Source organism: Georgenia faecalis (assembly GCF_003710105.1).
In the GTDB taxonomy this organism is placed as follows: Bacteria; Actinomycetota; Actinomycetes; order Actinomycetales; family Actinomycetaceae; genus Georgenia_A; species Georgenia_A faecalis.
Genome location: NZ_CP033325.1, coordinates 2,089,330 through 2,113,389 on the forward strand (window position 1 = coordinate 2,089,330; position 24,060 = coordinate 2,113,389).

Genomic DNA, 24,060 nt, shown 5'->3' on the forward strand with positions numbered 1-24,060 from the left:
GCTAGGCCGGTACGGGCACGCGCGCGTCCTCGTCGACCGGACCAGCACCCGCAGCACCCGCCGCCCGCCGCTGCCGCACCTCGAGCAGAGCCGAGCACGCGAGGAAGGCCAGGCCGACGACGGCGAGCCCAGCGCCCACGAGGTTCGGGGCGCGCAGCCCCGCACCGGCGGCGATGACCAGGCCGCCGAGCCACGCGCCGATGGTGTTCGCCATGTTGAACGCCGACTGCACGCCGGCGGAGACCATGGTCGGCGCGCCGCCGGCCTGCTCGATGATGCGCATCTGGATCGCCGGGCCCATGCCCAGGCTGGCGAACCCGAGGAGGAAGAGCAGCGCGATCGCGGCGGGGGCGCTGTGCAGGAGCGCCGCGAGGCCGGCGAGGACCGCGATGACGAGCACGATCCCTCCGGCGAGGGTCCCGAGCGTGCTGCGGTCCGCGAGCCGCCCGCCGACGACGGAACCGACCGTCATCCCGACGCCGACGACGACGAGCACCCACGGCACCGCCGACTCCTGCAGCCCCGACACGTCGGTGAGCATGGGGGCGACGTAGCTGTAGGCGGCGAACAACCCGCCCATCCCGAAGACGACGACGGCGAGCGTGAGCAGCACCTGCGGCCTCGCGAAGGACGCGAGCTCGGCGCGCAGCGATCCGGTCGCCGAGCTGCCGGCGTCGTCCCGGGGGGCGAGGGCCGCGACGGCGAGGGTCGCGGCGAGGCCGATGAACGCCACGACCGCGAAGGTCCAGCGCCAGCCGACGCTCTGCGCGACGAACGTGCCCACCGGGACGCCGACGACGTTGGCGAGGGTGAGGCCGAGCATGACGGTCGCCATCGCCCGGCCACGGCGCTGCGGGTCCACCAGCGCCGCGGCGACGAGGACGGCGACGCCGAAGAACGCGCCGTGCGGCAGGCCGCTGAGGAAGCGGGTGGCCAGCAGGGTCTCGTGCGTGGGCGCGAGCGCGGACAGGAGGTTGCCGACGGTGAAGAGCACGAGCAGACCGACGAGCGTCCACCGGCGCGCCAGTCGCACCGTCAGCGCCGTCAGCAGCGGTGCCCCGACGACGACGCCGAGCGCGTAGCCGGAGATGTACTGCCCGGCGGTGGGCACGTCGACACCGAGGTCGCCGGCCACGTTGGGCAGCATGCCCATCATGACGAACTCGGTGGTCCCGATTCCGAAGGCGCCGAGGGCAAGGGCCAGGATGGCGATGGGCACAGGTGAAAGCTCCTCAGGGGAATGCCGTGGAGTCGGGTGCCCCCGACCGGGGGCCACACGGGGGCGCCGTCACGCGGGGGCGCCAGCGGTTCGCCGGCACAGGCACGGCTCCCTCGGCCACGCTAGGCGGGTCCGACGGCGCGCCGCGCGTCAGGCCGAAGTGTGGACCTGAGCGATGCGTCACACCCCCGGACGAGAGATGCGTGACACCCGTCGACGAACGGTGGTGGCCGCCGTCGTCGCCCGGCATAAATCGCCGCCCCTCGGGGTTGCGCAAAAAGCCTGGCGGACGCCGGGTAGGGCGACCGTAGACTCCACCCCCGGTGCGCGACGCTGCCCCTGCGGGCGGGAGCGTCGCCGTCGTGGGGGCATCGCGGCCGTCCGAACCACTTCCCCCAGGAGCCGCACCATGAGCGTCGATCAACGCACCACCTCGCCCGCGGGCGCCCCGTCACCAGAGGCGACCGTGTCGGCTCAGGTGAAGCTCGTCATCGGCGTGCTGCTCGTCGCCTCGTTCGTCATGATCCTCAACGAGACCGTCATGAGCGTGGCGATCCCCAACCTCATGGACGAGTTCGCCGTCACCGCGGCGACCGCGCAGTGGCTCACCACGGCGTTCATGCTCACCATGGCCGTCGTCATCCCCACGACGGGGCTCATCCTCACGCGGTTCTCCACCCGGGCCGTCTTCATCGCGGCGATGTCCACCTTCACGGTGGGTACCGCGCTGGCCGCGGTGGCCCCGCTGTTCCCGGTCCTCGTGGCCGCGCGAGTGATCCAGGCGAGCGGCACCGCCGTCATGCTCCCCCTGCTCATCACCACGGTGCTCACGTTCGTGCCGATCTCCCGCCGCGGCCGCACGATGGGGCTCATCTCCATCGTCATCGCGGTGGCGCCGGCCGTCGGCCCGACGTTCTCCGGGTTCATCCTCGCCAACCTCGGGTGGCGCTGGATGTTCCTCACGGTGCTGCCCATCGCGGCGGCCGCGGTGATCCTCGGCGCCAAGCTCGTCAAGAACATCACCACCCCGCGGGCCGTCCCCGTCGACGTGCTCTCCATCGTGCTGTCCGCCGCCGCGTTCGGCGGGCTCATCTTCGGCCTCAGCAGCATCGGCGAGGCCACCGAGGGCAACGCCGCCATCTCCCCGGCGGTGCCCCTCGTCATCGGCGCCGCGGCCCTCACGGTCTTCGCCTGGCGCCAGATCCGCCTCCAGCGCGACGACGCGGCCCTGCTCGACCTGCGCCCCTTCCGCTCCCGCACGTTCTCCGTCGGGATCGGCATGATGCTCATCTCCATGGGCGCCCTGTTCGGGACCCTCATCCTGCTGCCGATCTTCCTGCAGAACGTCATGGGCCTCACCGCGCTGGAGACCGGCCTCGTCCTGCTGCCCGGCGGGCTCACCATGGGCCTCATCGCCCCGTTCGTCGGCCGGCTCTTCGACCGCGTCGGCCCCCGCCCGCTGGTCATCCCCGGCTCCGTCGTCGTCGCCAGCGCGCTCGGGACGATGACGCTGCTCTCGGCGAACAGCGCCACGTGGCACGTCGTCGCCGCCCACGTGATGCTGAGCATCGGCCTGGGTTGCCTCATGACCCCGCTCATGACGTCGGCGCTCGGCTCGGTGGAGCCGTCCATGTACTCCCACGGCAGCGCGATCATGAACACGCTCCAGCAGCTCGCCGGCGGCGCCGGCACCGCGCTGTTCATCACCGTGATGAGCACCCGGACCGCCGCGGGCGTCGCCGACGGGCTCGGCGGTGTCGAGGCACAGGCCGGCGGCATCCACGACGCGTTCCTGTGCGGGGCGGCGCTGGCCGTCGTCGCCGTCGCCTTCTCGTTCCTCGTCCGCAAGCCGACGACGGCGGGAGCCGAGCAGGTCCCGGCCGGCGTCCACTAACAGCGGTACTGAAGACCGACAGACGAGGGCCGGGCGACGCGTTCGCCCGGCCCTCGCCTGTCGGAGGACGTAGCCGCCGGCTCAGACGGCCCGGCGGGCGACGGCCATGAACACGGAGTAGGGCACGCCGTCCTTGACGAGCTCGCCGCAGTCCTCCACGGACACGTCGCTCAGGCCGGCCTCGGCGAGCTGGGCCGTGAGCTCCGCGCGGTCGAACCCGGGGTGGCCGCCGAAGTCGGCGCCGTGGAAGCCGGTGTCCTCCCGGTCCATGTCGGCGATGCACAGGTAGCCGGTGGGCACGAGAAGCTCGACGAACCGGCGCAGGACCCCCGCGATGTCGCGGACGTGGTGGAGCACGAGGGACGTGACGACGACCTCGAACTGCTCGTCCGGGGCGGGCTGCGTCTCCAGGTCGAGGTCCCACACCCGGGCGCCCGGGAGCACACCGGCGTCGATCTTCTCCTGGATGACCGCCCGCATGCCGGCGGAGTTGTCCGCGAGCGTCACGGCCCCGACGCGGTCCACCAGCGCCTGGGTGACCAGGCCGGTGCCGGCGCCGTACTCGAGCAGCCGCATCTCGTGGTCGAGGGGCACGGCGTGCGCGACGGCGTCGGCCACCCCCCGCGCGCGGGCGACCTTGGCCTCGTCGTTGTCCCAGTCAGCGGCAATGGCGTCGAAATGCTCGGATCCCATGGGGACACAGTGCCACCTCGGGCGAGGACCGCCGCGCGCTCGACGTCGGCGCCGTCCGTGGCGAGTGCTCCCCTCGCGCGCCGCCCGTCAGGCGGGGTCAGTGCCCAGCCGCTCCTCGACGCGCTCGACCTTCGCGGTGAGCTGGCCGTCGTGCCCGGGGCGCAGGTCGGCCTTGAGGACCAGGCTCACGCGCGGGCTGAACGCCGCGACGGCGTCGCACGCCGCCTTGATGACGGGCATGACCTCGTCCCACTCCCCCTCGATGGTGGTGAACATCGAGGTGGTCTCGTTCGGCAGGCCGGAGGCGCGAACCACCCGGATGGCCGCGGCGACCGCCTCGGAGACCGAACCGTCGGCGGCGTCGGTGACGGTCGGGGCCACGGAGAAGGCGAAGAGCATGCGGCACATGCTAGGCGCGGGTCCTAGCGCCGGCCCGGCGGCCGGGGCACGCGGGGCTGGCTCCGCCGGGGGACGGCAGCGCGGCGGGCGGTCAGGCGGTGCGCAGCACCAGGAGGAACTGGCCGCCGCCCGGCTCGACCTGCGTGGTGAACGCCCGGTCGGGGGCGAAGCGCGACAGCCGGTCCACGAGCCACGCGGCGGCGGCGTCGGCGTCCTGGCGGCTCGGGCAGCGCGCCACCACCTCGCGACCACCCTTGCGCCCGAGGCGCTCCACGGTCGCGACGATCGGGGCGGGGTCGACGACGAAGAGGTCCGGCGACCACGGCACCACCGGCGTCACCGCGCCCTTGCGCGTGTTGCAGGCGCGGTGGGCGAGCCGCTCGACGGCGGGTGCGCCCTTCTTCGGCTTGGCCATCCCGAGGTCCACGCTGGGGCCGCGGTCGGAGTTCACCGAGGCGTCCGGGTCCACCGGCTCGTCGCACAGCCAGCAGCGCCAGGAGTCTCGGTCGCCCACGGCGGTCAGGTTGCTCATAGCCGCACCGTAACCCGGGGGCCGTGAGCGATGACTCTCGCGCCCGCCGCCGGTCTACCAGGGCATGACTACTTCACCGTTCGAGAACACCACCGCTTTCTCCGGCTTCTCCGTCGACGACGTCGAGGCCGCGGCCCGCTTCTACCGGGACACCTTGGGCCTCACCGTGACCGGCGCCGGCGAGCACGGCACCGCCTTCATCGAGCTGCCGGGCGGCGCCCGAGTCCTTACTTACGCGAAGCCCGACCACACTCCCGCGAGCTACACCGTCCTCAACTTCCCGGTGCCCGACGTCGAGGCGGCCGTCGCGGAGCTGGGGCGCCGCGGCGTGACGTTCGAGCGGTACGCCGGCACCCCGATGGAGACCGACGAGCAGGGCATCTTCCGCGGCGGCGGGCCGCTCATCGCCTGGTTCACCGACCCGGCCGGCAACGTCCTCTCGGTGCTGCAGGACTCCTGAGCGCGTCGGACTCGCACACGGCCGCCGAGAGCACGAGCCGGCGCCCGGGGCGAGGCCCTTGGTCCCGGGGTCGGCACGCCCACCCGCGTAGCGTCGAAGCCACCAAAGGAACGTTCCTGTCACGATTGATAAGGAGCCGACATGCGGAGCGTCGTCGTCACCGGTCCGGGCACGGTCGAGATGCTGGAGGTCGAGGCACCGACCGCCGGTCCCAAGGACGTGCTCGTCAAGATGCGCGCGAGCGGGATCTGCGGCTCGGACGCGATGTACATCTCCGTGGGTGGTATCCCGCCGCACCAGGGGGCCACGCGCCTCGGCCACGAGCCCGCCGGTGAGATCTGCGAGGTCGGCGAGGAGGTCACGGGTTTCGCCGTCGGCGACCACGTCGTCTTCGACACGATGGCCTTCTCCGACGGTCTGCTGGGCAGTGGTGGCGCGCAGGGCGGCCTCTCGGAGTACGTCGTCGTCCGCGACGCCCAGCCGGGACGTCAGCTCCGGGTCATCCCGAGCGACATCCCGTGGGAGGTCGCCGCGCTCAACGAGCCGATGGCCGTCGCCCGCCACGCCGTCAACCGGCTCGAGCTCACGCCCGGCGCCAAGGTCGTCGTGTTCGGGGCCGGCCCGATCGGCCTCGGTGCGGCCCTGTCCGCCAAGGCGGTAGGGGCCAGCCACGTCGTCGTCGTCGACATCCAGCCGAAGCGGCTGGAGACGGCGCTGAGGGTCGGCGCGGACGCCGTCATCAACTCGGCGGAGGAGGACGTCAAGGAGCGCCTCATCGAGCTGCACGGGACCGCCGGACCGAGCTTCGTACGCGACACCCGGCCCGACACCGACGGCTACGTCGACGCCGCCGGGGCGCCCGCGGTCATCGAGTCGATCCTCCGGATGGTCAAGCACCGGGCGGTGGTCTCCATCCCGGCGGTGCACAAGAAGCCGGTGCCGGTGGACTTCGGTGACCTCCTCACCACAGAGGTCGATATCCGCCTCGCCATGGGCTACCCCACCGAGATCTTCGAGGTCACGGACGACATCATCGCCAACGTCGACAAGTACCGGGAGATCGTCAGCGACGTGCTCCCGTACGACCGCGCGCTCGAGGGGATCACGCTGGCCGGCACCCCCGGTGCCGCCGACAAGGTCGTCATCGTCATGGAGTGAGTGCAGGCGTGATGCGCGGCGTCGCGGGCGCTCACCGCGGCGCCGTGCGTCGCGGCCCGAGACGGGCTGCGTCCCCCGACCGACGGCGTGCGAGGCTTCCTGCATGACGTCGGCACCTCCGTCTCGCTCCACCCGCCCGCCCCGCGTCCGCGCCTCCGAGCTCGTCGGCCGCGGCTGGCTCAACACCGGCGGGCGCGAGCTCAGCCTCGCCGACCTGCGCGGAAAGATCGTCCTGCTCGACTTCTGGACGTTCTGCTGCATCAACTGCCTCCACGTCCTCGACGAGCTCCGCCCGCTCGAGGAGCGCTACCGCGACGTCCTCGTCACGGTCGGGGTCCACTCCCCCAAGTTCGTCCACGAGGCCGACCCCGACGCCCTCGCCGCCGCCGTCGAGCGCTACGACGTCGCCCACCCGGTCCTCGACGACCCTGAGCTCGTCACGTGGTCCGCCTACACCGCCCGCGCCTGGCCCACGCTCGTCCTCATCGACCCCGAGGGCTACATCGTCGCCCACATGGCCGGCGAGGGGCACACCCCCAACCTCGCGGTCCTCGTCGAGCAGCTCGTCGCCGAGCACGAGGCCAAGGGCACCCTCCACCGCGGCGACAGCCCGTACGTCCCGCCGGAGCCCGCCCCGGGTCTGCTGCGCTTCCCGGCCAAGGCGGCCGCGCTGCCGGGCGGGAACGTCCTCGTCGCCGACGCCGGCCACCACCGCCTCGTCGAGCTCGCGCCCGACGGTGAGACCCTCGTCCGGGTCATCGGCTCCGGTTCCCGCGGGCGCACCGACGGGCCGGCGGAGAGCGCCGAGTTCAGCGAGCCCAACGGCCTGTGCGTCCTCCCGGGCGACGTCGCCGCCGAGGTGGGCTACGACGTCGTCGTCGCCGACACCGTCAACCACCTCCTGCGCGGGGTGCGGCTGGCCGACGGCCACGTCACCACGCTCGCCGGGACGGGCGAGCAGTTCCTCGTCGGCGCCCCCGACAACGTCCTGCCCGGCGACGAGCCGGCGACCGAGGACTACGGCCCCGCCGGGCGGCTGCGGCAGTGCTCGCCGTGGGACGTCGTGTGGTCGGAGCATGCGGGCGCCGTCGTCGTCGCCATGGCCGGCGACCACACGCTGTGGACGTTCGACCCGGCCGCCCGCTACCTGCGCCGCGTGGGCGGGACGCGCAACGAGGGCCTGGTCGACGGCGACCTCATGCAGGCGTGGTTCGCCCAGCCCTCGGGGTTCGCGGTCGGCGACGACGGGCGGATCTGGCTCGCCGACGCCGAGACCTCCGCGCTGCGGTCCGTCGACCTCGCCGCCGAGCAGGTGCGCACCGCGATCGGCCAGGGGCTCTTCGACTTCGGGCACCGCGACGGCGCCGCGGAGCAGGCGCTCCTCCAGCACCCGCTCGGCGTGGCCGCCCTCCCCGACGGGCGCGTCGCCGTGGCAGACACCTACAACGGCGCGGTGCGGCTGTACGACCCCGCCGCCGGCGAGGTCACGACGCTGGCCCAGGGGCTCGCCGAGCCGTCGGGGCTGCTCGTCGCCGACGACGGCGCACACCTGCTCGTCGTCGAGTCGGCCGCCCACCGCCTCACGCGCGTCGCGGTGCCCGACGGCGGATCGGGCACCCGGCACGACGGCGCGGCGCACCGGACCGCGCGCCCCGTCACCGAGGTCGGGCCGGAGGTGACGCTGCGGGTGGTGTTCACGCCTCCCCCGGGCCAGAAGCTCGACGACCGCTTCGGGCCGTCGACGCAGCTCACCGTCGGGGCGTCGCCCAGCGAGGTGCTGGTCACCGGCGGCGGGACGGGCACCGACCTGGAACGGCACCTCACGCTCGACCTCAGCCTCACCCCGGCTGCTCGTGATCTCGCAGATCCGCAAGATCACGAAGTGGGAGGAGGGGCGGCGCAGACCGTCCTGTCCGTCACCGCCAAGGCGGCCTCCTGCGACGGCGACCCGTCCGTGGAGTTCCCGGCCTGCCACCTCGCGTCCCAGGACTGGGGCATCCCGGTCCGCGTCGTCGACGGCGGCCCGAGCGAGCTGGTCCTCACCCTCCACGGCTGAGCGGTCCGGGCGGCGACTCGGCGGGCGAGCCACTGAGGTGCCCCTGCGCGGCGACGCGCGCGTCGACAATGGAGGCATGGACCCGACGTTCGTTCCGGCTTGGCCCGCGGAACCGCCGATGCACGGTGCCGTCAAGCTCCGTCCAGTCGCGGAGCGGGACGTGGCCATGGCTCGCGAGCTGTCGACCGACCCTTACGTGCCACACATCGGCACGCTCCTCCCGCACGCCGGGGAGGACGAGGCTTTGGCGTGGGTGGGCCGCCAGCAGGAGCGTCATGCCGCGGGCGCGGGGTTCTCCTTCACCATCGTGGTGAGGGAGACGGAGCGCGCGGTGGGACACTGCGGACTCTGGCTCAAGGAGCTCAGCGAGGGGCGGGCGACCGCGGGGTACTCCATTGTTCCGTCTGCTCGTGGCAGCGGCCTCGCTACCGACGCTCTCGTCGCGCTCACGGAGTTCGCGTGGAGCATTCCGGAGCTCTTCCGCGTTGCCCTACTCATCGAGCCGTGGAACGTCGGTTCCGTACGCACGGCCAAACGAGCCGGATATGCCCGTGAGGGACTGCTCCGCAGCTACCAGGTGATCGCCGGCCAGCGCCGGGACATGCTTCTCTATGCCACCATCCGTCCCGATCGAGCGAGCGCCATGGCGGCCGAGACGTGACGCAGCCACGCCTCGTGCGGGCGAGCGCCCCGCGACCTCGACCCGTGGTGGTCAGAGGTGGAGCAATTCGGCGACGACGGCGACCAGCAGACCGACGAGAAGGCCCGCTCCCGGAGGCGCTACCCCGCCGGGCGGACGACCACCTTGAGCCCCTCGCGCGCGGCCGCCTGCTGGAAGGCCGTCGCCGCCTCGGCCAACGGGAAGCGGTCGGTGACCAGCGAGCGCACGTCCACCTTCCCGGACGTCACCAGCGCGAGGGTGCGGGGGTACATCTCCTTCATGCGGCGCACCATCACCAGCGTCACGCCCTTGCGGCGCGCGAGCGCGGCGGGGAACGAGGACCGGTCGCCGTCGGGGATGCCGACGAGCACCACCCTCGCGCCGGGCCGCACCGCGAGGAGGCTGGTGGCGATGGCGTCGTCCGTCCCGGCGGCCTCGAACGCGATGTCGCACCCGATGCCGGCGAGCTCCGTCCAGGTGGCGGCGTCGCGCGCCTGCGTCGGGTCGAGCGCCACCTCGGCGCCGTAGCGCAGCGCGGCGGCGCGCCGGTGCGGCAGCGGGTCGACGGCGATCACGCGGGTGGCGCCCGCGGCGAGGGCCAGCTGGACGAGGAGCAGCCCGATCGGTCCGGCGCCGACTACCGCCACCGTGGTCGCGGCGCGGGCATGGCCGAGGTCCCAGGCGTGCAGGGCCACGCCGAGCGGCTCGAGCATGGCGCCGTCGGCGCCCGTGACGCCCTCGGGGAGCGGGTGGAGCAGGCGCGTGGGCCAGGCGAGCAGCTCCTGCATGCCGCCGTCGACCCCTTTGTTCCCCGCGAAGCGCACCTGCGGGCAGAGGTTGCGGTGGCCCTCGACGCACAGCTCGCACCGCTCGCACGGGATCGCCGGGTCCACCGCGACCGGTCGCCCGTCCCACGGACCGCCGACGACGACGCCGGCCATCTCGTGGCCGGGGACCAACGGGTCGTCGATGCGGGCGTCGCCGATGCCTCCCTCGGTGAACCAGTGCAGGTCCGACCCGCACAGGCCGACGTCGGTGATCCGCACGAGGGTCTCGTCCGGTCCCGGGCGAGGCTCGGGCTCCTCGTGCAGGCGGACGTCACCGGTACCGTGCAGACGGAGTGCGCGCATGCGGGTGATTGTGCCCGGCGACCGGCCTGCGCGCGCCTCGCCGCGCCTCGGCCCGACGCGCGGCCCGTCGCGACGTGCGGCCCGTCCCGACGTGCGGCCTGCCGGGCGGGACGGGCGAGGCAGTCGGGCCGCGCTTCCGCTGTCCCGACCGGGAGCGCAGCGGCACACTCTCCCCATGGCCACATCGACGAAGACGGACACCGGGGACCTCAACCCCGAGGCTGCCGGGTTCACGACGACGAAGATCCCGAGGAAGGTCTACGAGGCCGAGCTCTACCGCCTGCAGGGCGAGCTCGGGAAGCTCCAGGCGTGGGTGAAGGAGACCGGGGCGCGCGTCGTCGTCGTCTTCGAGGGCCGTGACGCGGCCGGGAAGGGCGGCACGATCAAGCGGATCACCGAGTACCTGTCCCCGCGCGCCGCCCGGATCGCCGCCCTGCCGGCCCCCACCGAGCGCCAGCGCGGGCAGTGGTACTTCCAGCGCTACGTCGAGCAGCTGCCGGCGGCGGGCGAGATCGTCCTGTTCGACCGGTCCTGGTACAACCGGGCCGGCGTGGAGAAGGTCATGGGCTTCTGCACGCCCGAGGAGCACAAACGCTTCCTGCGCCAGTGCCCGATCTTCGAGCAGATGCTCGTCGAGGACGGCATCCACCTGCGCAAGTACTGGTTCTCCGTGTCCGACGACGTCCAGCTCGAGCGCTTCCGCAAGCGGCTGCACGACCCGCTGCGCCAGTGGAAGCTCTCCCCCATCGACCTGGAGTCGATCACCCGCTGGGAGGACTTCTCCCGTGCCAAGGACGAGATGATGGTCCACACCGACACTTCCGTGGCGCCCTGGTACCACGTGGCCTCGGACTCCAAGAAGCAGGCGCGGCTCAACATGATCCACCACCTGCTCGCCTCGCTCCCCTACACCGACGTCCCGCACGAGAAGGTCACGCTCCCCAAGCGCCCGGCCGGCACCGGCTACCAGCGGCCCTCGATCGAGGTGTCTTCCTACGTGCCGGACCGGGCCTCCTCGCTCGTGGAGGACCCGGCGGTGGCCAAGAAGGCCGGCCGGTAGCGCGGGCGTGAGAATGACCCGATGACCTCGTCCCCCGACCGCATCTCGGTCCGCGGCGCGCGCGTCCACAACCTCAAAGCGGTCGACGTCGACATCCCCCTGCGCGAGCTCGTCGCCATCGCCGGGGTGTCGGGCTCGGGCAAGTCGTCGCTCGCGCTCGGGGTGCTCTACGCCGAGGGGTCGCGCCGCTACGTCGAGGCGCTGTCCACCTACACCCGGCGGCGCATGGCCCACGCCCCGCGCGCCGCCGTCGACTCCGTCGAGCACGTCCCCGCCGCCCTCGCGCTGCGCCAGCGCCCCGGCGTGCCGGGGGTGCGCTCGACCTTCGGCACCTCCACCGAGCTGCTCAACGTCCTGCGGCTGATGTTCTCCCGCCTCGCCTCCCACGTGTGCCCGAACGGCCACCGGGTCCCGCCGACCATCGACGTCGCCGCCGAGGTGCCCTTCGCCTGCCCCGAGTGCGGGGAGCAGGTCCAGGCACCGGGCGCCGAGCAGCTCGCCTTCAACTCCGAGGGCGCCTGCCCCGTGTGCACGGGCACCGGCGTGGTCCGCGACGTCGACGACGCCTCCCTCGTCCCCGACGAGTCGAAGACCCTCGACGAGGGCGCGGTCCTGCCCTGGCAGATGTTCAACTTCAAGGTCCAGCCGACCATCGTCCGAGAGTTCGGGGTGCGCACCGACGTGCCCTTCCGGGACCTCGCGGACTGGGAGAAGGAGATCGTCCTCGACGGCCCGGAGGAGAAGAAGCACATCGTCTTCGCCACGAAGAACGGGGTGCATGAGCTCGACTTCACCTTCCGCAACGCCCGCCTCACCGTCACCGAGGAGCTCAAGCGCGCGACCGACGAGAAGCGCCTCAAGCGCGTGGCGCGCTTCCTGCGCGAGGGCACCTGCCGCGCCTGCGGCGGCACCCGGCTGAGCGAGCGCGCCCGCCTGCCCCGCATCGGCGACCTCGGCCTGGCCGACGTCACCGCGATGACGCTCGACGACGTCGTCGCCTGGGCCCCGTCGGTCACCGCCACGCTCCCGGCCGAGATGCGCGAGATGGCCGACGCCCTCGTCGAGACCCTCCAGCACATGGCCCTCCGGCTGGTCGAGCTGGGCCTGGGCTACCTCACCCTCGACCGCGCCGGCTCGACCCTGTCCACCGGCGAGCGCCAGCGCGTCCAGCTCGCCCGCGCCGTGCGCAACCGCACCACCGGCGTGCTGTACGTCCTGGACGAGCCGTCCATTGGCCTGCACCCCTCGAACGTCGAGGGGCTGCTCGGCGTCATGCACGACCTGCTCGCCGACGGCAACTCCGTCGTCTTCGTCGACCACGACGTCCAGATCCTGCGGGAGGCGTCCTGGCTGGTGGAGATCGGCCCCGGGTCGGGCACCGACGGCGGCCGCGTCATCGCCCAGGGCACCGCCGCCGACCTCGCCGGCGACCCCGGCTCGCTGCTCAGCGGCTTCCTCACCGGCGCCGAACCCGTCGTCGTGCGCGAGCGCGCCGAGGAGGCGGCGATGTTCGACGGCGGCCGGATCCACCTGGCTACCGACGCCCTCCACACCGTCCACCCGCTCGAGGTGGACCTCCCCCGCGGACGGCTCGTCGCCGTCACCGGGGTGTCCGGCTCCGGCAAGACGACCCTCGTGCTCGAGTCCCTCGTCCCGGCGCTGGGCGCCCACGCCGACCCCGACGGCGGGACCCGGCTCCCGGCGCACGTCCGGGCGCTCGACGCGCCCGGGATCCGCCGCGTCCACACCGTCGACGCCACGCCCATCGGGATCAACGTCCGGTCGACCGTCGCCACCTACTCCGGCGTCTTCGACGACCTGCGCAAGGCCTACGCCGCCACCGAGGAGGCCCAGCGGCGCGGGCTGAGCGCCTCGGACTTCTCCTACAACACCGGCTCGCTCGCCTGCCCGCGCTGCCAGGGCACCGGGCAGGTGTCCCTGGACGTGCAGTTCCTGCCCGACGTCGACATCGCCTGCCCGGACTGCGGCGGCTCGCGCTACGCGCCCCAGGCGAGCGAGATCCGCCGCAACGGCCTGTCCCTGCCCGACATCCTCGCGCTCACCGCCCACGAGGCGCTCGACGCCGTCGGCGACGTCCCCAGGGTCGGGCGCCGGCTGCGGGCGCTCGTCGACCTCGGCCTGGGCTACCTCACCCTCGGGGAGGACACCCCGGCACTCTCGGGCGGCGAGGCCCAGCGCCTCAAGCTCGCCACCGAGCTGCACCGCGACCAGTCCGACGCCGTCTTCGTGCTCGACGAGCCGAGCGTCGGGCTCCACCCGCTGGACGTGCGCACCCTGCTGCGGGTGCTCGAGCGCCTCACCGACCGCGGCGCCACCGTCGTCGTCATCGAGCACGACCTCGACCTCATCGCCAACGCCGACTACGTCATCGACATGGGCCCGGGCGGCGGTGAGGCCGGCGGGCGGATCATCGCCGTCGGCACCCCCGAGGCTGTCGCCCGCGACGAGCGCAGCGCCACGGGCCGGTTCCTCCTCGAGCACCTGGGCGGGGAGAGGGTGACCCGCTAGCGTGGCGAAATGACCTCACCGACCTCGAACGAGTCCACCACCTCACCGGCCGACCGAGCACGCACGCTCTCCGCCCTGCACGCCGCGCCCGAGATCCTGCGGGTGGTGAACGTCTGGGACGTCGTGTCGGCGAAGGCGATCCTCGCGCTGCCGGAGACCAGGGCGATCGCCACCGCGGGCCACTCGATCGCGGCCACCTTCGGCTACCCGGACGGGACCCTCCCCTTCGAGCTCACGCTCGACATGGTCGGGCGCATCGTCGAGGCCGCCGGTGACGTGCCCGTCACCGCCGACCTCGACGACGGCTACGAGGACACCGGCGAGACCACCCGCCGCGCCATCGGCGTCGGCATCGTCGGGGCGAACATCGAGGACCGGCTGCGGCCCGTCGCCGAGGCGGCCGCACGCGTCGAGGCCGTCGTCGCCGCAGGCGCGGCCGAGGGCGTGCCCTTCTCGCTCAACGCCCGCACCGACGCGTTCGTGCGCGGCGGCGGTCGACCCGTCGACGAGTCGATTGCCGACGCCATCGAGCGCGGCCGCGCCTACCTCGCGGCGGGCGCCGACATCGTCTTCGTGCCCGGCGTCCTCGACGCCGACGTCACCCGCCGGCTCGTCGAGGGCATCGGCGAGCGCAAGGTCAGCGTCATCGGCCTGCCCGGCGCGCTCACCGCCGCGGAGTACGAGGCCCTCGGCGTCGCCCGCATCTCCTACGGGCCCACCACCCAGCGCGTCGCCCTCACCGCGCTGCAGGACGTCGCGACGAGCCTCTACGCCGACGGCGTGATCCCGGCCTCGACCCGGGCGCTCAACTAGTCGCGGGGCGGGGACAGATGAGTTGCGCCGCTGGCCCTGGGCCCTGCCATGGTCTCCCACGCCATCTGCTCGCTCGGCGACTTCCTCCACGCCCGCGACCTCATTAGGCAGTAGCGCCACCCGTCCCTTCGCCGTCGGCTCCTGAGTCCCAACCCGGGACCACCTTGCCGTGCATCGTCAACAAGCGAGCGAACTGCCGGTACATCGTCGGGTGGTACCGCTTGGACGTCGGCTTGTTCTTGATGGTCGTATGCAGGAAGTCCTTTGCATCCGGGTCATCGCTCGACAGGTGGATGCTGCCACCTGCGTCCGCCCAGATCTGAACTTCTCCAACTCGACGTACGTGACGTTGGCCTTCGTACGCGCCACCGCAGCCTCCTCACCCCGTAGTTGCGACAAGACTGCCATGCGCGTCGACACTGCGGGCCGGCTCGATCACGGAGCCCCCGATGCGGACGTCGAGAGCCGAAACTCCATCACCTCGCTGACGAACCAGCGCAGAGCATTCTCGACGGCGAGGCGCGCATGATCGTGCGCAAGGAGGTCCAACTCGAACCCCGGCCTCATCCCGAGCTTGGACTCGGGCAATTGCACACCACCCACCTCGTTAAACTTACGACGCAGCATGTCCCGCCGATCTGCATCGTCGAAAGGCGGGCGCGATTTGAGGTACTGGAAGACCACCTCAAACTTGCCCGATGGATAGACGGCAGCGGGCCAGATAGCGTCCCGCCCCTCACCCAACACCAGGAAGCACGTGGTCTCGCCCGCGGCGCCGAAGGCAAGAGCACCTCCCATGGAGACCCAGGAATCCATCACCGAAATGACGCCCCGCACTGCGTTCTCGTCGGCGTTGACAGCTAGTTGGTCAAGGAAGGACTGGCGTCGGCCATTGACGGCGCCGTCCCCAACTCCCGACAACTCCTCACCCGGCAGGTCGATCCCAGCGAGCTCGGCCAACTCGTCCGCGCTGACGTGCTGGCTACTGTCCGCCCTGCCGTCGGAGCTGAACACCACCCCTTCTCGCTCAAGCAGCTGCCGCTGAGACTCGGATCGTTCGTGGCCCGGCGGCCAACTGAACCCCGGAGACAACGACCCGTCCAGGCGGAGGACCCTGTAGCCGTTCGGGACGGGATGATGGGCAAGTCGTTGACCCACCGGAACCTGATGGCTGCCTATCAGTCGCGCAACGTCTGAGTACGTCGTCCAAGTCCCCTCAGGCAACACCGCCAGCGCGCGGTCCATAAGGCCCCAGGACTCTCGAACCGGCTCGTCTGACATGCTCGCCTCGGGCGCTGGCCACTGCAAAATAATCCGCTCCGCGAGATTCGCCGCACGCTCCAGGATCTGCGGCCGTCCCCACACTTCATGCCGCGCGATCCACTGGTTCATTCGGAAGCCGCTCTCACCGTAAGCTTTGCGCTTGGCTTTAAATGGCTTGTTGCCGAGCGCCGAGTTGTAGCCCGTGAGCGTGAGGTTCCCCAGCGTGTGAACGAGCCCGTCGTAGACGTCGACCAGGTTTTCTCCCGGTTCCATGTGCTCGCGAAGCATCGACTGCCACGCAGGCGTCATTGTCTGCGGCATGACATGTTCCACCGTGCACAATGACGGGTCGACCGGTTCCTTGTTGTCGAACGTTTGCTCGATCCAAGTCAGGAGCAGCTTCCGTTGAGATGCACGTCCCGAGTAGTAGAAGGACACGTCGCGCGCGCCAGCACGCACCTGGTCGTCGGAAGCAAAGAACTTGCGCCCCGTCGAGAGATAATGGCGCAGTGCCGCGTCAGCCGGCGTCCGGTCGCGAATCTCGGGCACCGCTCTTAAGAGAGTTCGATTGAGACCTGCGGTTGCCCGACCGGTCAGCAAGCGGCGGACGAGGTAGCTCTCGGCGTAGAGCATGGCCGAAGCAATCTCTTCACTGCTAGCTGCGCCGTGTTCCCGACGCTCAAGTAGATGAAGCAGGAGCGGATAGACGGTCGTGGTACCCCACGCATTCAGCCGTCCTAGCCGTTCCCGAACGGCAGGGTCACTCTCCCGCTCGGGGTTGAGGATCCGCTCCAATAGCGCGCTCAAACGGTGGAACCTCTCCACCTCGCGCTCCACGTCGGTCTCGTCGGCGAGACGGTCCATACGGGCAACCTGCGCCTGGTAAGTATCACGTTGAGTGACGGACTCGTTCGTCTGGACAGCGTCGAGCCAGAAGAGAAGCTCCAATTGATCGTTGTCGAGTCGCTCCTGCAGTGGGAGCCACTGCGTCTCGTAGACCCTTGGGCCGTGCGTCGGCAAGCGCATGAAGAGGTAGTTGCGGAGCAGATCGCCCTGCGTTAGACGCACACCGGTGTTGTTGAGCGACTCAAAGATGCGATGGACGTTGTCCTCGCGGCCTGTGGTGACCGACACGAGGGTTAGCCCGGAAAGGACGGCCTCCTCCAGCCGCTCGATGTCAAGAGCATCGTCGGGGTCGTCATGGTCGGTCAGTCTGCCGCGGAAATACCTGTAGGCCTCGCGGACTCCGTCGGCCTTGCCGGCGACAGGCGTCGCCTCGACGCAGGCTCGGTACGACCGTCGGTCCGCTTGAGTCGGCATCAGTTTCAGGCGCTCCGAGTCAGGCCGCCACTTGTTGACGAGGTACTGCTCGTTAAGCCTGTCTCGGTGCTCCGGCCCCTCGGTTTCAGCGCGGTGATCGCGCAACGCCGCGAGCAGGAGGGTAAGCGTCGTGAGGCGCTGCTGACCGTCGACGACGAGGTACCGCGACACACCCACCGGCCCAACGTCAGGGGTCGGAGCGAGCACCATCGAGCCCAGGAAGTGCGTGATCGCTTGACCGTGCGCTTCGCGGTCTTCCGCTAGGCGAACGAGGTCAGCCCACAGGCGTTCGAAGTTCTCGGACTTCCACGAGTACGTGCGTTGGTAGAGCGGCACTTGATACTGCTTGGCGCCCTCCAGCAGTTCTCTGAGACTGGTCTCGGCTGCGTGTACCACCCGGTGCCCCCTTGTCGGTGCGGTCACTCACACCGTATGCAAGAAGTTGTGAGCAATACGCCGTGTTCGCGCACGGATTTTCCCCTGAGAGACTTGCCCGTCCGAGAACCGGGGTGTGCCCATCCCTCCGCGCTTCTGAATCTTCCTGCCTACGACTTTGGGGCAGAGCGGTTCCGCCCGCGCACGGCTGCGAGCCAGGTACTGCACCATGGCGTCCAGCTCGTAAACCAGGCGAGCGTTGCTGCCGCCGTTGCGCGCCGGCGCCCCGGGCACGACCGAGGTGGAGGTGCGACCATGATGCGGTGATGCGCGCCACGCGAGCGGGCGCCGAGCTGGCCGGGTTGGCCGCCGGCGCGGCGACGCTCGGCGTCGCGGAGCTGCTCACCGGCCTGCTCACCCGCGTCACCTCGGTGGAGGGGACGCCCTCGCCGCTGCTCGCGGTGGCCGACGCCTTCGTCGACCTCACCCCGGCGTGGTTGAAGGACTTCGCCGTCGCGACGTTCGGGACGGCGGACAAGACCGCCCTGCTCGTCGGCATGGGCCTCGTCCTCCTCGCCGCGTGTGCGGGTATCGGCCTTCTCGCCCGGCGGCTGCTCGCGGCGGGGCTGGTGACGTTCGCGCTGCTCGGCGTCGTCGGGGTGGCGGCCGTGCTCAGCCGGCCGGGCGCCACGGCGACGGACGTGGTGCCGACGGTGGTGGGCGTCGTCGTCGGCGTGCTCGTCCTCGCCTGGTTCAACCGCGACGTCACGACGACGACGGCGGGCGTCGAGACGCCGGGCGACCTCTCCCGCCGCTCGGTGCTCGTCGGCGCCGGGTCGCTCACCGTGGTGGGACTGCTCGGCGTCCTCGCCGGGCGGGTCCTCAGCGGCGCCGGCGAGGCGGTGCGCGCCGCCCGGGACGCGTTCGTCGTGCCTCGGGTCGCCGCCCCGGTGACCGTGCCCGCGGCGGCGGACCAGGGCGTGCCCGGCCAGACGACCTACCGCACCCCGAACGACGACTTCTACCGGATCGACACCGCGGTCACCGTCCCGCAGGTGGACCCGGGCACGTGGCGGCTGCGGGTGCACGGGCTCGTGGAGCAGGAGGTCGAGATCGACATGGCCGAGCTGCTCGCCCAGCCCATGGTCGAGGCACTCGTGACGCTCACCTGCGTGTCGAACTACGTGGGCGGCGACCTCGCCGGCAACGCCGTGTGGACCGGCTGGCCGGTCCGGGAGCTCCTCGCCCGGGCCCGCCCGCTGCCCGAGGCGGACATGGTGCTCTCCACCAGCGCCGACGGCTGGACGGCCGGCACCCCGCTCGAGGTGCTCACCGACGAGCGCAACTCCCTGCTGGCCGTCGGGATGAACGGCGAGCCGCTGCCCGAGCAGCACGGCTTCCCGGTGCGGATGGTCGTGCCCGGGCTGTACGGCTACGTGTCCGCGACGAAGTGGGTCGTCGACCTCAACGTCACCCGCTTCGCGCAGGACGAGGGCTACTGGACCCCGCGCGGCTGGTCCGCGCGCGGGCCGATCAAGACGGCGTCCCGCATCGACGTGCCCCGACGCGGGCCGATCGACGCGGGGCCGACCGTCGTCGCCGGTGTCGCGTGGGCGCAGCACCGTGGCGTCAGGGCCGTGCAGGTGCGCGTGGACGACGGCGAGTGGCAGGAGGCGACGCTGGCCGCCGAGCCGACGGTCGACTCGTGGCGGATGTGGATGTTCGAGTGGGACGCCGACCCCGGGGAGCACACGCTCACCGTCCGGGCGACGGACGGCGACGGCGAGATCCAGACCGACCGGTTGGCGCCCCCCGCGCCGGACGGGTCGAGCGGGTGGCACTCCAGAGACGTCGAGGTTCGGCGGCGCCGATCGGAGTCTTAGCGAATCCGATCCTGCCTTCCCGGCCGGCGCGCTCGGGGGCACCATGGCCGGATGGAGAGCCTGCCGCTGCGGTCGGCGCGTGGCCGCTGGGTGGTGCTCGCCGCGACGCTCGCGTCGGCGATTGCCTTCCTCGACGGCAGCGTCGTCAACGTCGCGCTGCGACCGATCGCGCTCGACCTCGACGCGACGCTCGTGGACCTGCAGTGGGTGGTCAACGCGTACATGCTCACCCTCGCCTCCCTCATCCTCGTGGGCGGCTCCCTCGGTGACCGGCGCGGCCGCAGGCGCGTCTTCGTCGTCGGGATCGCCTGGTTCGGCGCCGCGTCGGTCGCCTGCGGGCTCGCGCAGGGGGTCGAGCAGCTCGTCGTCGCCCGCGGGCTGCAGGGCATCGGCGCGGCCTTGCTGGCACCGGGCAGCCTCGCCCTCATCCAGTCCCTCATCGCCGCGGAGGACCGCGCCCGCGCCATCGGCTACTGGTCGGCGTGGTCCGGCGTGGCCGGCGCCGTCGGGCCGCTGCTCGGCGGTTGGCTGGTGGAGGCGCTCTCGTGGCGGTGGGTGTTCTTCATCAACGTGCCGGTGGCCGCCGCCGTCATCGCGATCGCGCTGCGGCGGGTGCCCGAGTCGAGGCCGGCGGCCGGGCAGGGGCGCTTCGACGTGCCCGGTGCGGCGCTGGGCGTCGTCGCGCTCGGCGGGATCACCGTCGCCCTCATCCAGGGGCTGTGGCCGGCGGCGGTCGTCGGGGCGGTGGCCGCGGTGGCCTTCGTCGTCGTCGAGGCCCGCACGCCGCATCCCATGGTCCCGTTGGGGATCTTCGCCGACCGGACGTTCTCGGTGGTCAACGTCGCGACCTTCCTCATCTACGCGGCGCTCGGCGCGGTGACGTTCTTCCTCGTGCTCCAGCTCCAGGTGGTCGCGGGGTACGGGCCGCTCGCCGCCGGCGCCGCGACCATCCCGTTCACGCTGCTCCTGCTCGTCTTCTCCCCGCGCGTGGGCACCCTCCTCGACCGCACCGGCCCGCGGCCGCTCATGGCGCTCGGCCCGGCCCTCGCCGCCGTCGGGGTCGCGCTCCTCGCCGGCATCCCCGACGACGCCTCCTACCTCACCGACGTCCTGCCCGGCGTCCTCGCCTTCGGTGCGGGCATCACGCTGCTCGTCACCCCGCTGACCGCCACCGTCCTCGCCGCCGCGCCCGCCGAGCACGTCGGCCTGGCGAGCGGCGTCAACAACGCGGTCGCCCGCGCCGCGGGACTCCTGGCGATCGCCGCGCTCCCCGCCCTCGTCGGTCTCGACGGCGAGCTGGTGGCCGACACCTTCGGCGCGGGCTACACCCGGGCCATGTGGTGGTGCGCGGGGCTCCTTCTTCTCGGGGCCGCGGGCTCCGGGGTGCTCCTGCCGGGGCGGCGCGCGCGTGCCGCGGACGTGACCACGTAAGGCGAGGTCGCTAGGAGCGACCCACGACGACGGCGGACCCACCCTGCGAGGGTGAGTCCAACGTCGTCGTGCTCGGGGACGCGAGCGGGGTAGTCCTCCCCTGCCGTTGCGTCAGGCGGCGCCGGCCTCGGCGGCGTAGTGGTTCACGAACACGACCATGTCCTCGAGGCTGACCTCCTCGGGCGTCGCGGTCACGGTGATGACGCCGTCGGTCGTCCGCAGGTAGCAGGTGATCGAGCTCCCCGACTCGTTGGTTCCGCAGCTTCCGGTGCCCGCGGGGGTGTTGCTGGTCGCGATGTACTCGACCAGCGACTCGTACGGGGAGCTGAGCACGTTGCCGTCCACGGCGATCCTCACGGTGAAGTCGTCGTCGGCGTACATGCGGGCGGGGCCGCTGGCCTCCTGGAGCGTGAAGGGACCGATGGCCTGCGGGGGCGTCGCCACCGCGTCGGCGGGGATGACCGCGCCCTCGGGGGCCGGGCCCGGGTCGGTCGCGCCGAGGTCGGCGGGCGCGCCGGAGTCGGCGGCGCTGTCCGTGGGGGCCGCGCTACCGCTGTCGGTGGACTCCTCCTCCGTGGCGGTCTTCGTCTCGTCGGCCGTCGGCTCCTCCGGCGTGGTGGTCTCCTCGCTCGCCGTCGTGGGCTCGGCGGACTCGGCGCCGCCTCCGGAGTCGTCCCCGCACGCGGTGAGGCCCATGGTGGCCAGGGCGAGCGTGGACATGAACAGGAGGGACTTGCGGCGCATCGAGACGATCCTTCGGTGTCAGCGCACGGGCGTGCGCGTGGGGTTTGGCGACACGTGACCCTAACTAAGAGGGGCCTGCTGCACGAGTGGGAAGGAGGTGGGGTCATCGACGATGCCGCGGCGCGCGGCGACGGCACGGTTGAGCCCCGCCTCCGCCAGGCGGAGGTGGGGCCGCTGAAGAATCGGGAAGCCGTCTACCTCACGCCGAAGTCGTACGCGCTTTCCGGGTGCCCGAACTTCTCGCGCAGGAAGTTGCCCGTGGTGGTCAGCTGCGCCGGCGTCCGGCTGTACCGGCTGGTGTACAGGGACTGGGCCTGGGCGGAGAGGATCTGCAGCTGCTCGGCCAGCTCCTCCTTGGGCGTGCGGCCGTTGGGCTGGCGGCTGTCGACCATGCTCGGCGGGATCGCCAGGTAGGCGCGGACGACGGCGGGCAGGTACTGCTGCACCATGGCGTCCAGCTCGTACTCCAGGCGCGCGTCGCCGGACGGCTCCTGCTTCTCCGCCACGATGACCGCGTCGAGCGTCCGGCACGTCTCGAGGAGGCTCGCGACGGCCGTCGGCGGAAGCCGGTGCCGGTTCCGGCGCGCGTCGTGCGCGACGGCGGCCAGGGCGGAGGACCGGGCGTCCGCAGGCTCGAGCGCCGCCGTCGTCGACGGCGCGGCCAGGGCGGCCTGCCCCGGCGACTCGGCCGGGACGAACCGGTGCCACCAACGGCGCCGGGCCGGGAGCCAGAGGTCGCGCAGGTGCCAGGCGCGCACGCCGGACGCCGCCATGGAGGCGAGGCCGAGGAGGACCCCGGGTCCACCCCAGCCGAGCTCGAAGACGGCGACGGAGAACCCGGCCGCGTAGACCAGACCCTCGACGATCGCCCGGACGTTCTTCTTCACCGCGCCGATGAACAGGACGAGGTAGGCGAGCAGGGGCAGGAAGACGACAACGAGGCCCACCTTGACGGCGTTGCCCAGCGTCAACCGCGACATGGTCAGCTCCTCGGGGAGTCCGGAGTGGGGGCGTCGGAGGAGTGGCTGCGCTCGAGCTGGAGGCGGGCTCGGCCCACCTGCCCCTCGAGCACCTCCACCGTCTGCTTCATCGACCGCGCGGCCTCCACCTTGTACCGGTCGATCTCGTCGATGGCCTGGAAGACGTTGTCGAAGGCCTGCTGGAGCTTGGCGGGGTCGACCGTGGCGCGGCCGGCGCTCTGCTGGATGGCGGCGCCCTGGGAGCGGAGCAGCTCCGACGTCGAGACGATCATGTCGGCGGTGGTCGCGTTGAGGGCCTCGACCTGGGAGAGGACGATCTCCTGCTGGGCCAACGCCTGGGAGACGGTGACGGCCACCCGCAGGGCCGCGAGGGTGGTGTCGAGCGCGCGGTCGACGCCCTTGATGAGCTCGGTGTTGTTCTTCTTCACGACGTCGAGGGCGAGGTAGCCCTGGACGGAGACCGCCATCTGAGTCATGAGGTCCTGGTGACGCTGGCGGACGGCGAAGAGGGCGTCGCCCTCCAGGGTCGCCGCCTCGTCGGTCTTGCCCTCGGCGCGCAGGGCCGCGATCCGCTCCTCGAGGCCGTCGCCGAGGTGCCGGGCGAGCACGGCGTAGTTGGCCAGCTGCCCGAGCGTCGCCCACAGGGCGTCGCGCTCGGTCTGAATCGCCGCGTTGTCGAGGCGGAGCTCGTCCTGGCCGCCCTTGAGCGCCTTGGTGATGGCGTCGAGCTGGTCCTGCGCGGACTCGTACTTGCGGAAGTACCGCTCGATGGGGCTGCCGCTGGGGAGGAACTTGAGGAGGCGCTTGGCGCCGGTGAGGTCGTGGCGCTTCGGGTCGAGCTCGGTGACGATCTCCCGCAACTCGGCCAGGCTCTTGCCGGTGCGCGATGCGGGGTCCGCTCCCCCGGCCCCGAGCGCCGCCGCGGGCCGCTGAAGCATGCGGTTGGCCGAGTCGCCGGCCTGGCGCACCGTCTCCTCGCCCATGCGGGTCAGCTGCGCCAGCTTCGTCTCGAACTCCGGGCTGTGCAGCGGCGCGGCGAGCAGGTCGTCGAGGAACGCGCGCGCCGTCTCCGCGTGCTTCCGCTGGGCCTCGGCGTCCACGAGGATGACGCCGCCGACCTTCTCCGGCTGATGGACCTCCACCTCGGCCGCGGGCGCGGGCGGCTCCAGCTGCAGCGGGTTCTCCACCGCCGCAGGCTGGTTCTGGCCAAGGTCGAGCGGGTTCGACATGCCGTGCACTCCTCTACGCCGGGGCTACCCACAGTGTCTCAGGGGCGGCTGAGAGCGGCGCCGGGAATTGGGTTGCTCTCTCTACCGGTGAACGGTCACGGAGGTGGTTAAGTTCCAGCAGCGTCCGAACAGTGGGCACGCTCGAGGGCCTGGTAACCATGGGGCAGACGAGTAAGTTCCGCAGATCGAAAGCGAACCCAGGGTGCGCAACCAGGTAGACCGAGGCAGGCG

19 protein-coding genes are annotated in these 24,060 nt (G+C 71.9%); 10 read left to right on the forward strand and 9 right to left on the reverse strand.

What is annotated here, in order from left to right:
- Window position 1 precedes the first annotated feature (1 nt).
- The gene (locus EBO36_RS09075) at window positions 2-1,219 is read right to left on the reverse strand and encodes an MFS transporter (protein WP_122824323.1); all 1,218 of its coding nucleotides are present in this window, start codon (window positions 1,217-1,219) and stop codon (window positions 2-4) included.
- Window positions 1,220-1,628: 409 nt separating this feature from the next.
- Here EBO36_RS09075 and EBO36_RS09080 point away from each other — a divergent pair, with 409 nt between their 5' ends.
- Complete coding sequence (locus EBO36_RS09080; RefSeq protein WP_122824324.1) at window positions 1,629-3,113, forward strand: MDR family MFS transporter; 1,485 nt, start codon at window positions 1,629-1,631, stop codon at window positions 3,111-3,113.
- 81 nt (window positions 3,114-3,194) lie between these two features.
- On the opposite strand, the gene EBO36_RS09085 is transcribed toward EBO36_RS09080, so the two are convergent.
- The 3 genes from EBO36_RS09085 to EBO36_RS09095 all read right to left on the reverse strand — a co-directional run bounded on the left by EBO36_RS09085 (window position 3,195) and on the right by EBO36_RS09095 (window position 4,737).
- A complete protein-coding gene (locus EBO36_RS09085) occupies window positions 3,195-3,806 on the reverse strand; it encodes a class I SAM-dependent methyltransferase (protein WP_122824325.1) in 612 nt (203 codons plus the stop codon).
- A gap of 87 nt (window positions 3,807-3,893) precedes the next feature.
- Window positions 3,894-4,205, reverse strand: coding sequence for a thiamine-binding protein (locus EBO36_RS09090; protein ID WP_122824326.1), 312 nt, complete (start codon window positions 4,203-4,205; stop codon window positions 3,894-3,896).
- A gap of 91 nt (window positions 4,206-4,296) precedes the next feature.
- Window positions 4,297-4,737, reverse strand: a complete 441-nt coding sequence (locus tag EBO36_RS09095) for a hypothetical protein (protein ID WP_122824327.1) — start codon at window positions 4,735-4,737, stop codon at window positions 4,297-4,299.
- 64 nt (window positions 4,738-4,801) lie between these two features.
- Between EBO36_RS09095 and EBO36_RS09100 the strand changes: the two genes are divergently transcribed.
- The 4 genes from EBO36_RS09100 to EBO36_RS09115 all read left to right on the forward strand — a co-directional run bounded on the left by EBO36_RS09100 (window position 4,802) and on the right by EBO36_RS09115 (window position 9,072).
- Window positions 4,802-5,197, forward strand: a complete 396-nt coding sequence (locus tag EBO36_RS09100) for a VOC family protein (protein WP_122824328.1) — start codon at window positions 4,802-4,804, stop codon at window positions 5,195-5,197.
- 141 nt (window positions 5,198-5,338) lie between these two features.
- Complete coding sequence (locus tag EBO36_RS09105; RefSeq protein WP_122824329.1) at window positions 5,339-6,355, forward strand: zinc-dependent alcohol dehydrogenase; 1,017 nt, start codon at window positions 5,339-5,341, stop codon at window positions 6,353-6,355.
- A gap of 103 nt (window positions 6,356-6,458) precedes the next feature.
- Window positions 6,459-8,411 carry an NHL domain-containing thioredoxin family protein gene (locus tag EBO36_RS09110; protein ID WP_122824330.1) on the forward strand — a complete coding sequence of 651 codons (1,953 nt, stop codon included), beginning with the start codon at window positions 6,459-6,461 and terminating at the stop codon, window positions 8,409-8,411.
- Window positions 8,412-8,487: 76 nt separating this feature from the next.
- Window positions 8,488-9,072 (forward strand): GNAT family N-acetyltransferase, encoded by a 585-nt coding sequence (locus EBO36_RS09115; RefSeq protein WP_122824331.1) that lies wholly within the window; start codon window positions 8,488-8,490, stop codon window positions 9,070-9,072.
- A gap of 119 nt (window positions 9,073-9,191) precedes the next feature.
- Here the strand turns inward: EBO36_RS09115 and EBO36_RS09120 are convergent, their stop codons facing one another.
- A complete protein-coding gene (locus tag EBO36_RS09120; RefSeq protein ID WP_122824332.1) occupies window positions 9,192-10,202 on the reverse strand; it encodes a zinc-dependent alcohol dehydrogenase in 1,011 nt (336 codons plus the stop codon).
- A 175-nt stretch (window positions 10,203-10,377) separates the two neighbouring features.
- Here EBO36_RS09120 and ppk2 point away from each other — a divergent pair, with 175 nt between their 5' ends.
- From ppk2 to EBO36_RS09135, 3 genes are read left to right on the forward strand one after another with little or no spacing between them, the layout of a single operon-like run.
- Complete coding sequence (gene ppk2 / locus EBO36_RS09125; RefSeq protein WP_122824333.1) at window positions 10,378-11,262, forward strand: polyphosphate kinase 2; 885 nt, start codon at window positions 10,378-10,380, stop codon at window positions 11,260-11,262.
- A 21-nt stretch (window positions 11,263-11,283) separates the two neighbouring features.
- Complete coding sequence (locus tag EBO36_RS09130; protein ID WP_122824334.1) at window positions 11,284-13,791, forward strand: AAA family ATPase; 2,508 nt, start codon at window positions 11,284-11,286, stop codon at window positions 13,789-13,791.
- Window positions 13,792-13,800: 9 nt separating this feature from the next.
- The gene (locus tag EBO36_RS09135; protein WP_122824335.1) at window positions 13,801-14,604 is read left to right on the forward strand and encodes an isocitrate lyase/PEP mutase family protein; all 804 of its coding nucleotides are present in this window, start codon (window positions 13,801-13,803) and stop codon (window positions 14,602-14,604) included.
- Window positions 14,605-15,039: 435 nt separating this feature from the next.
- Here EBO36_RS09135 and EBO36_RS09145 read toward each other — a convergent pair whose 3' ends face one another.
- The gene (locus tag EBO36_RS09145) at window positions 15,040-17,610 is read right to left on the reverse strand and encodes a GmrSD restriction endonuclease domain-containing protein (protein WP_222928703.1); all 2,571 of its coding nucleotides are present in this window, start codon (window positions 17,608-17,610) and stop codon (window positions 15,040-15,042) included.
- A 278-nt stretch (window positions 17,611-17,888) separates the two neighbouring features.
- Between EBO36_RS09145 and EBO36_RS09150 the strand changes: the two genes are divergently transcribed.
- Both EBO36_RS09150 and EBO36_RS09155 read left to right on the forward strand, forming a co-directional pair.
- A complete protein-coding gene (locus EBO36_RS09150) occupies window positions 17,889-19,445 on the forward strand; it encodes a molybdopterin-dependent oxidoreductase (protein WP_122824338.1) in 1,557 nt (518 codons plus the stop codon).
- Between the two features lie 51 nt (window positions 19,446-19,496).
- Entirely contained in the window at window positions 19,497-20,876 is a 1,380-nt protein-coding gene (locus EBO36_RS09155) for an MFS transporter (RefSeq protein WP_222928704.1), read from the forward strand.
- Between the two features lie 111 nt (window positions 20,877-20,987).
- Here EBO36_RS09155 and EBO36_RS09160 read toward each other — a convergent pair whose 3' ends face one another.
- The 3 genes from EBO36_RS09160 to EBO36_RS09170 form a co-directional block, all read right to left on the reverse strand.
- Window positions 20,988-21,620 (reverse strand): hypothetical protein, encoded by a 633-nt coding sequence (locus tag EBO36_RS09160; RefSeq protein ID WP_122824339.1) that lies wholly within the window; start codon window positions 21,618-21,620, stop codon window positions 20,988-20,990.
- A 194-nt stretch (window positions 21,621-21,814) separates the two neighbouring features.
- Window positions 21,815-22,600, reverse strand: coding sequence for a hypothetical protein (locus tag EBO36_RS09165; RefSeq protein ID WP_122824340.1), 786 nt, complete (start codon window positions 22,598-22,600; stop codon window positions 21,815-21,817).
- A gap of 2 nt (window positions 22,601-22,602) precedes the next feature.
- Window positions 22,603-23,829: a toxic anion resistance protein gene (locus EBO36_RS09170; RefSeq protein WP_122824341.1), complete on the reverse strand. Its 1,227-nt coding sequence runs from the start codon at window positions 23,827-23,829 to the stop codon at window positions 22,603-22,605.
- Window positions 23,830-24,060: the final 231 nt, after the last annotated feature.

Coding starts and splice junctions, on each gene's coding strand:
- EBO36_RS09170 (WP_122824341.1), bottom strand. CDS start 23,829: ATGTCGAACCCGCTCGACCTTGGCCAGAACCAGCCTGCGGCGGTGGAG.
- EBO36_RS09150 (WP_122824338.1), top strand. CDS start 17,889: ATGCGCGCCACGCGAGCGGGCGCCGAGCTGGCCGGGTTGGCCGCCGGC.
- EBO36_RS09130 (WP_122824334.1), top strand. CDS start 11,284: ATGACCTCGTCCCCCGACCGCATCTCGGTCCGCGGCGCGCGCGTCCAC.
- EBO36_RS09165 (WP_122824340.1), bottom strand. CDS start 22,600: ATGTCGCGGTTGACGCTGGGCAACGCCGTCAAGGTGGGCCTCGTTGTC.
- EBO36_RS09160 (WP_122824339.1), bottom strand. CDS start 21,620: ATGCGCCGCAAGTCCCTCCTGTTCATGTCCACGCTCGCCCTGGCCACC.
- EBO36_RS09135 (WP_122824335.1), top strand. CDS start 13,801: ATGACCTCACCGACCTCGAACGAGTCCACCACCTCACCGGCCGACCGA.
- EBO36_RS09110 (WP_122824330.1), top strand. CDS start 6,459: ATGACGTCGGCACCTCCGTCTCGCTCCACCCGCCCGCCCCGCGTCCGC.
- EBO36_RS09085 (WP_122824325.1), bottom strand. CDS start 3,806: ATGGGATCCGAGCATTTCGACGCCATTGCCGCTGACTGGGACAACGAC.
- ppk2 (WP_122824333.1), top strand. CDS start 10,378: ATGGCCACATCGACGAAGACGGACACCGGGGACCTCAACCCCGAGGCT.
- EBO36_RS09080 (WP_122824324.1), top strand. CDS start 1,629: ATGAGCGTCGATCAACGCACCACCTCGCCCGCGGGCGCCCCGTCACCA.
- EBO36_RS09115 (WP_122824331.1), top strand. CDS start 8,488: ATGGACCCGACGTTCGTTCCGGCTTGGCCCGCGGAACCGCCGATGCAC.
- EBO36_RS09155 (WP_222928704.1), top strand. CDS start 19,497: ATGGAGAGCCTGCCGCTGCGGTCGGCGCGTGGCCGCTGGGTGGTGCTC.
- EBO36_RS09095 (WP_122824327.1), bottom strand. CDS start 4,737: ATGAGCAACCTGACCGCCGTGGGCGACCGAGACTCCTGGCGCTGCTGG.
- EBO36_RS09120 (WP_122824332.1), bottom strand. CDS start 10,202: ATGCGCGCACTCCGTCTGCACGGTACCGGTGACGTCCGCCTGCACGAG.
- EBO36_RS09105 (WP_122824329.1), top strand. CDS start 5,339: ATGCGGAGCGTCGTCGTCACCGGTCCGGGCACGGTCGAGATGCTGGAG.
- EBO36_RS09100 (WP_122824328.1), top strand. CDS start 4,802: ATGACTACTTCACCGTTCGAGAACACCACCGCTTTCTCCGGCTTCTCC.
- EBO36_RS09090 (WP_122824326.1), bottom strand. CDS start 4,205: ATGCTCTTCGCCTTCTCCGTGGCCCCGACCGTCACCGACGCCGCCGAC.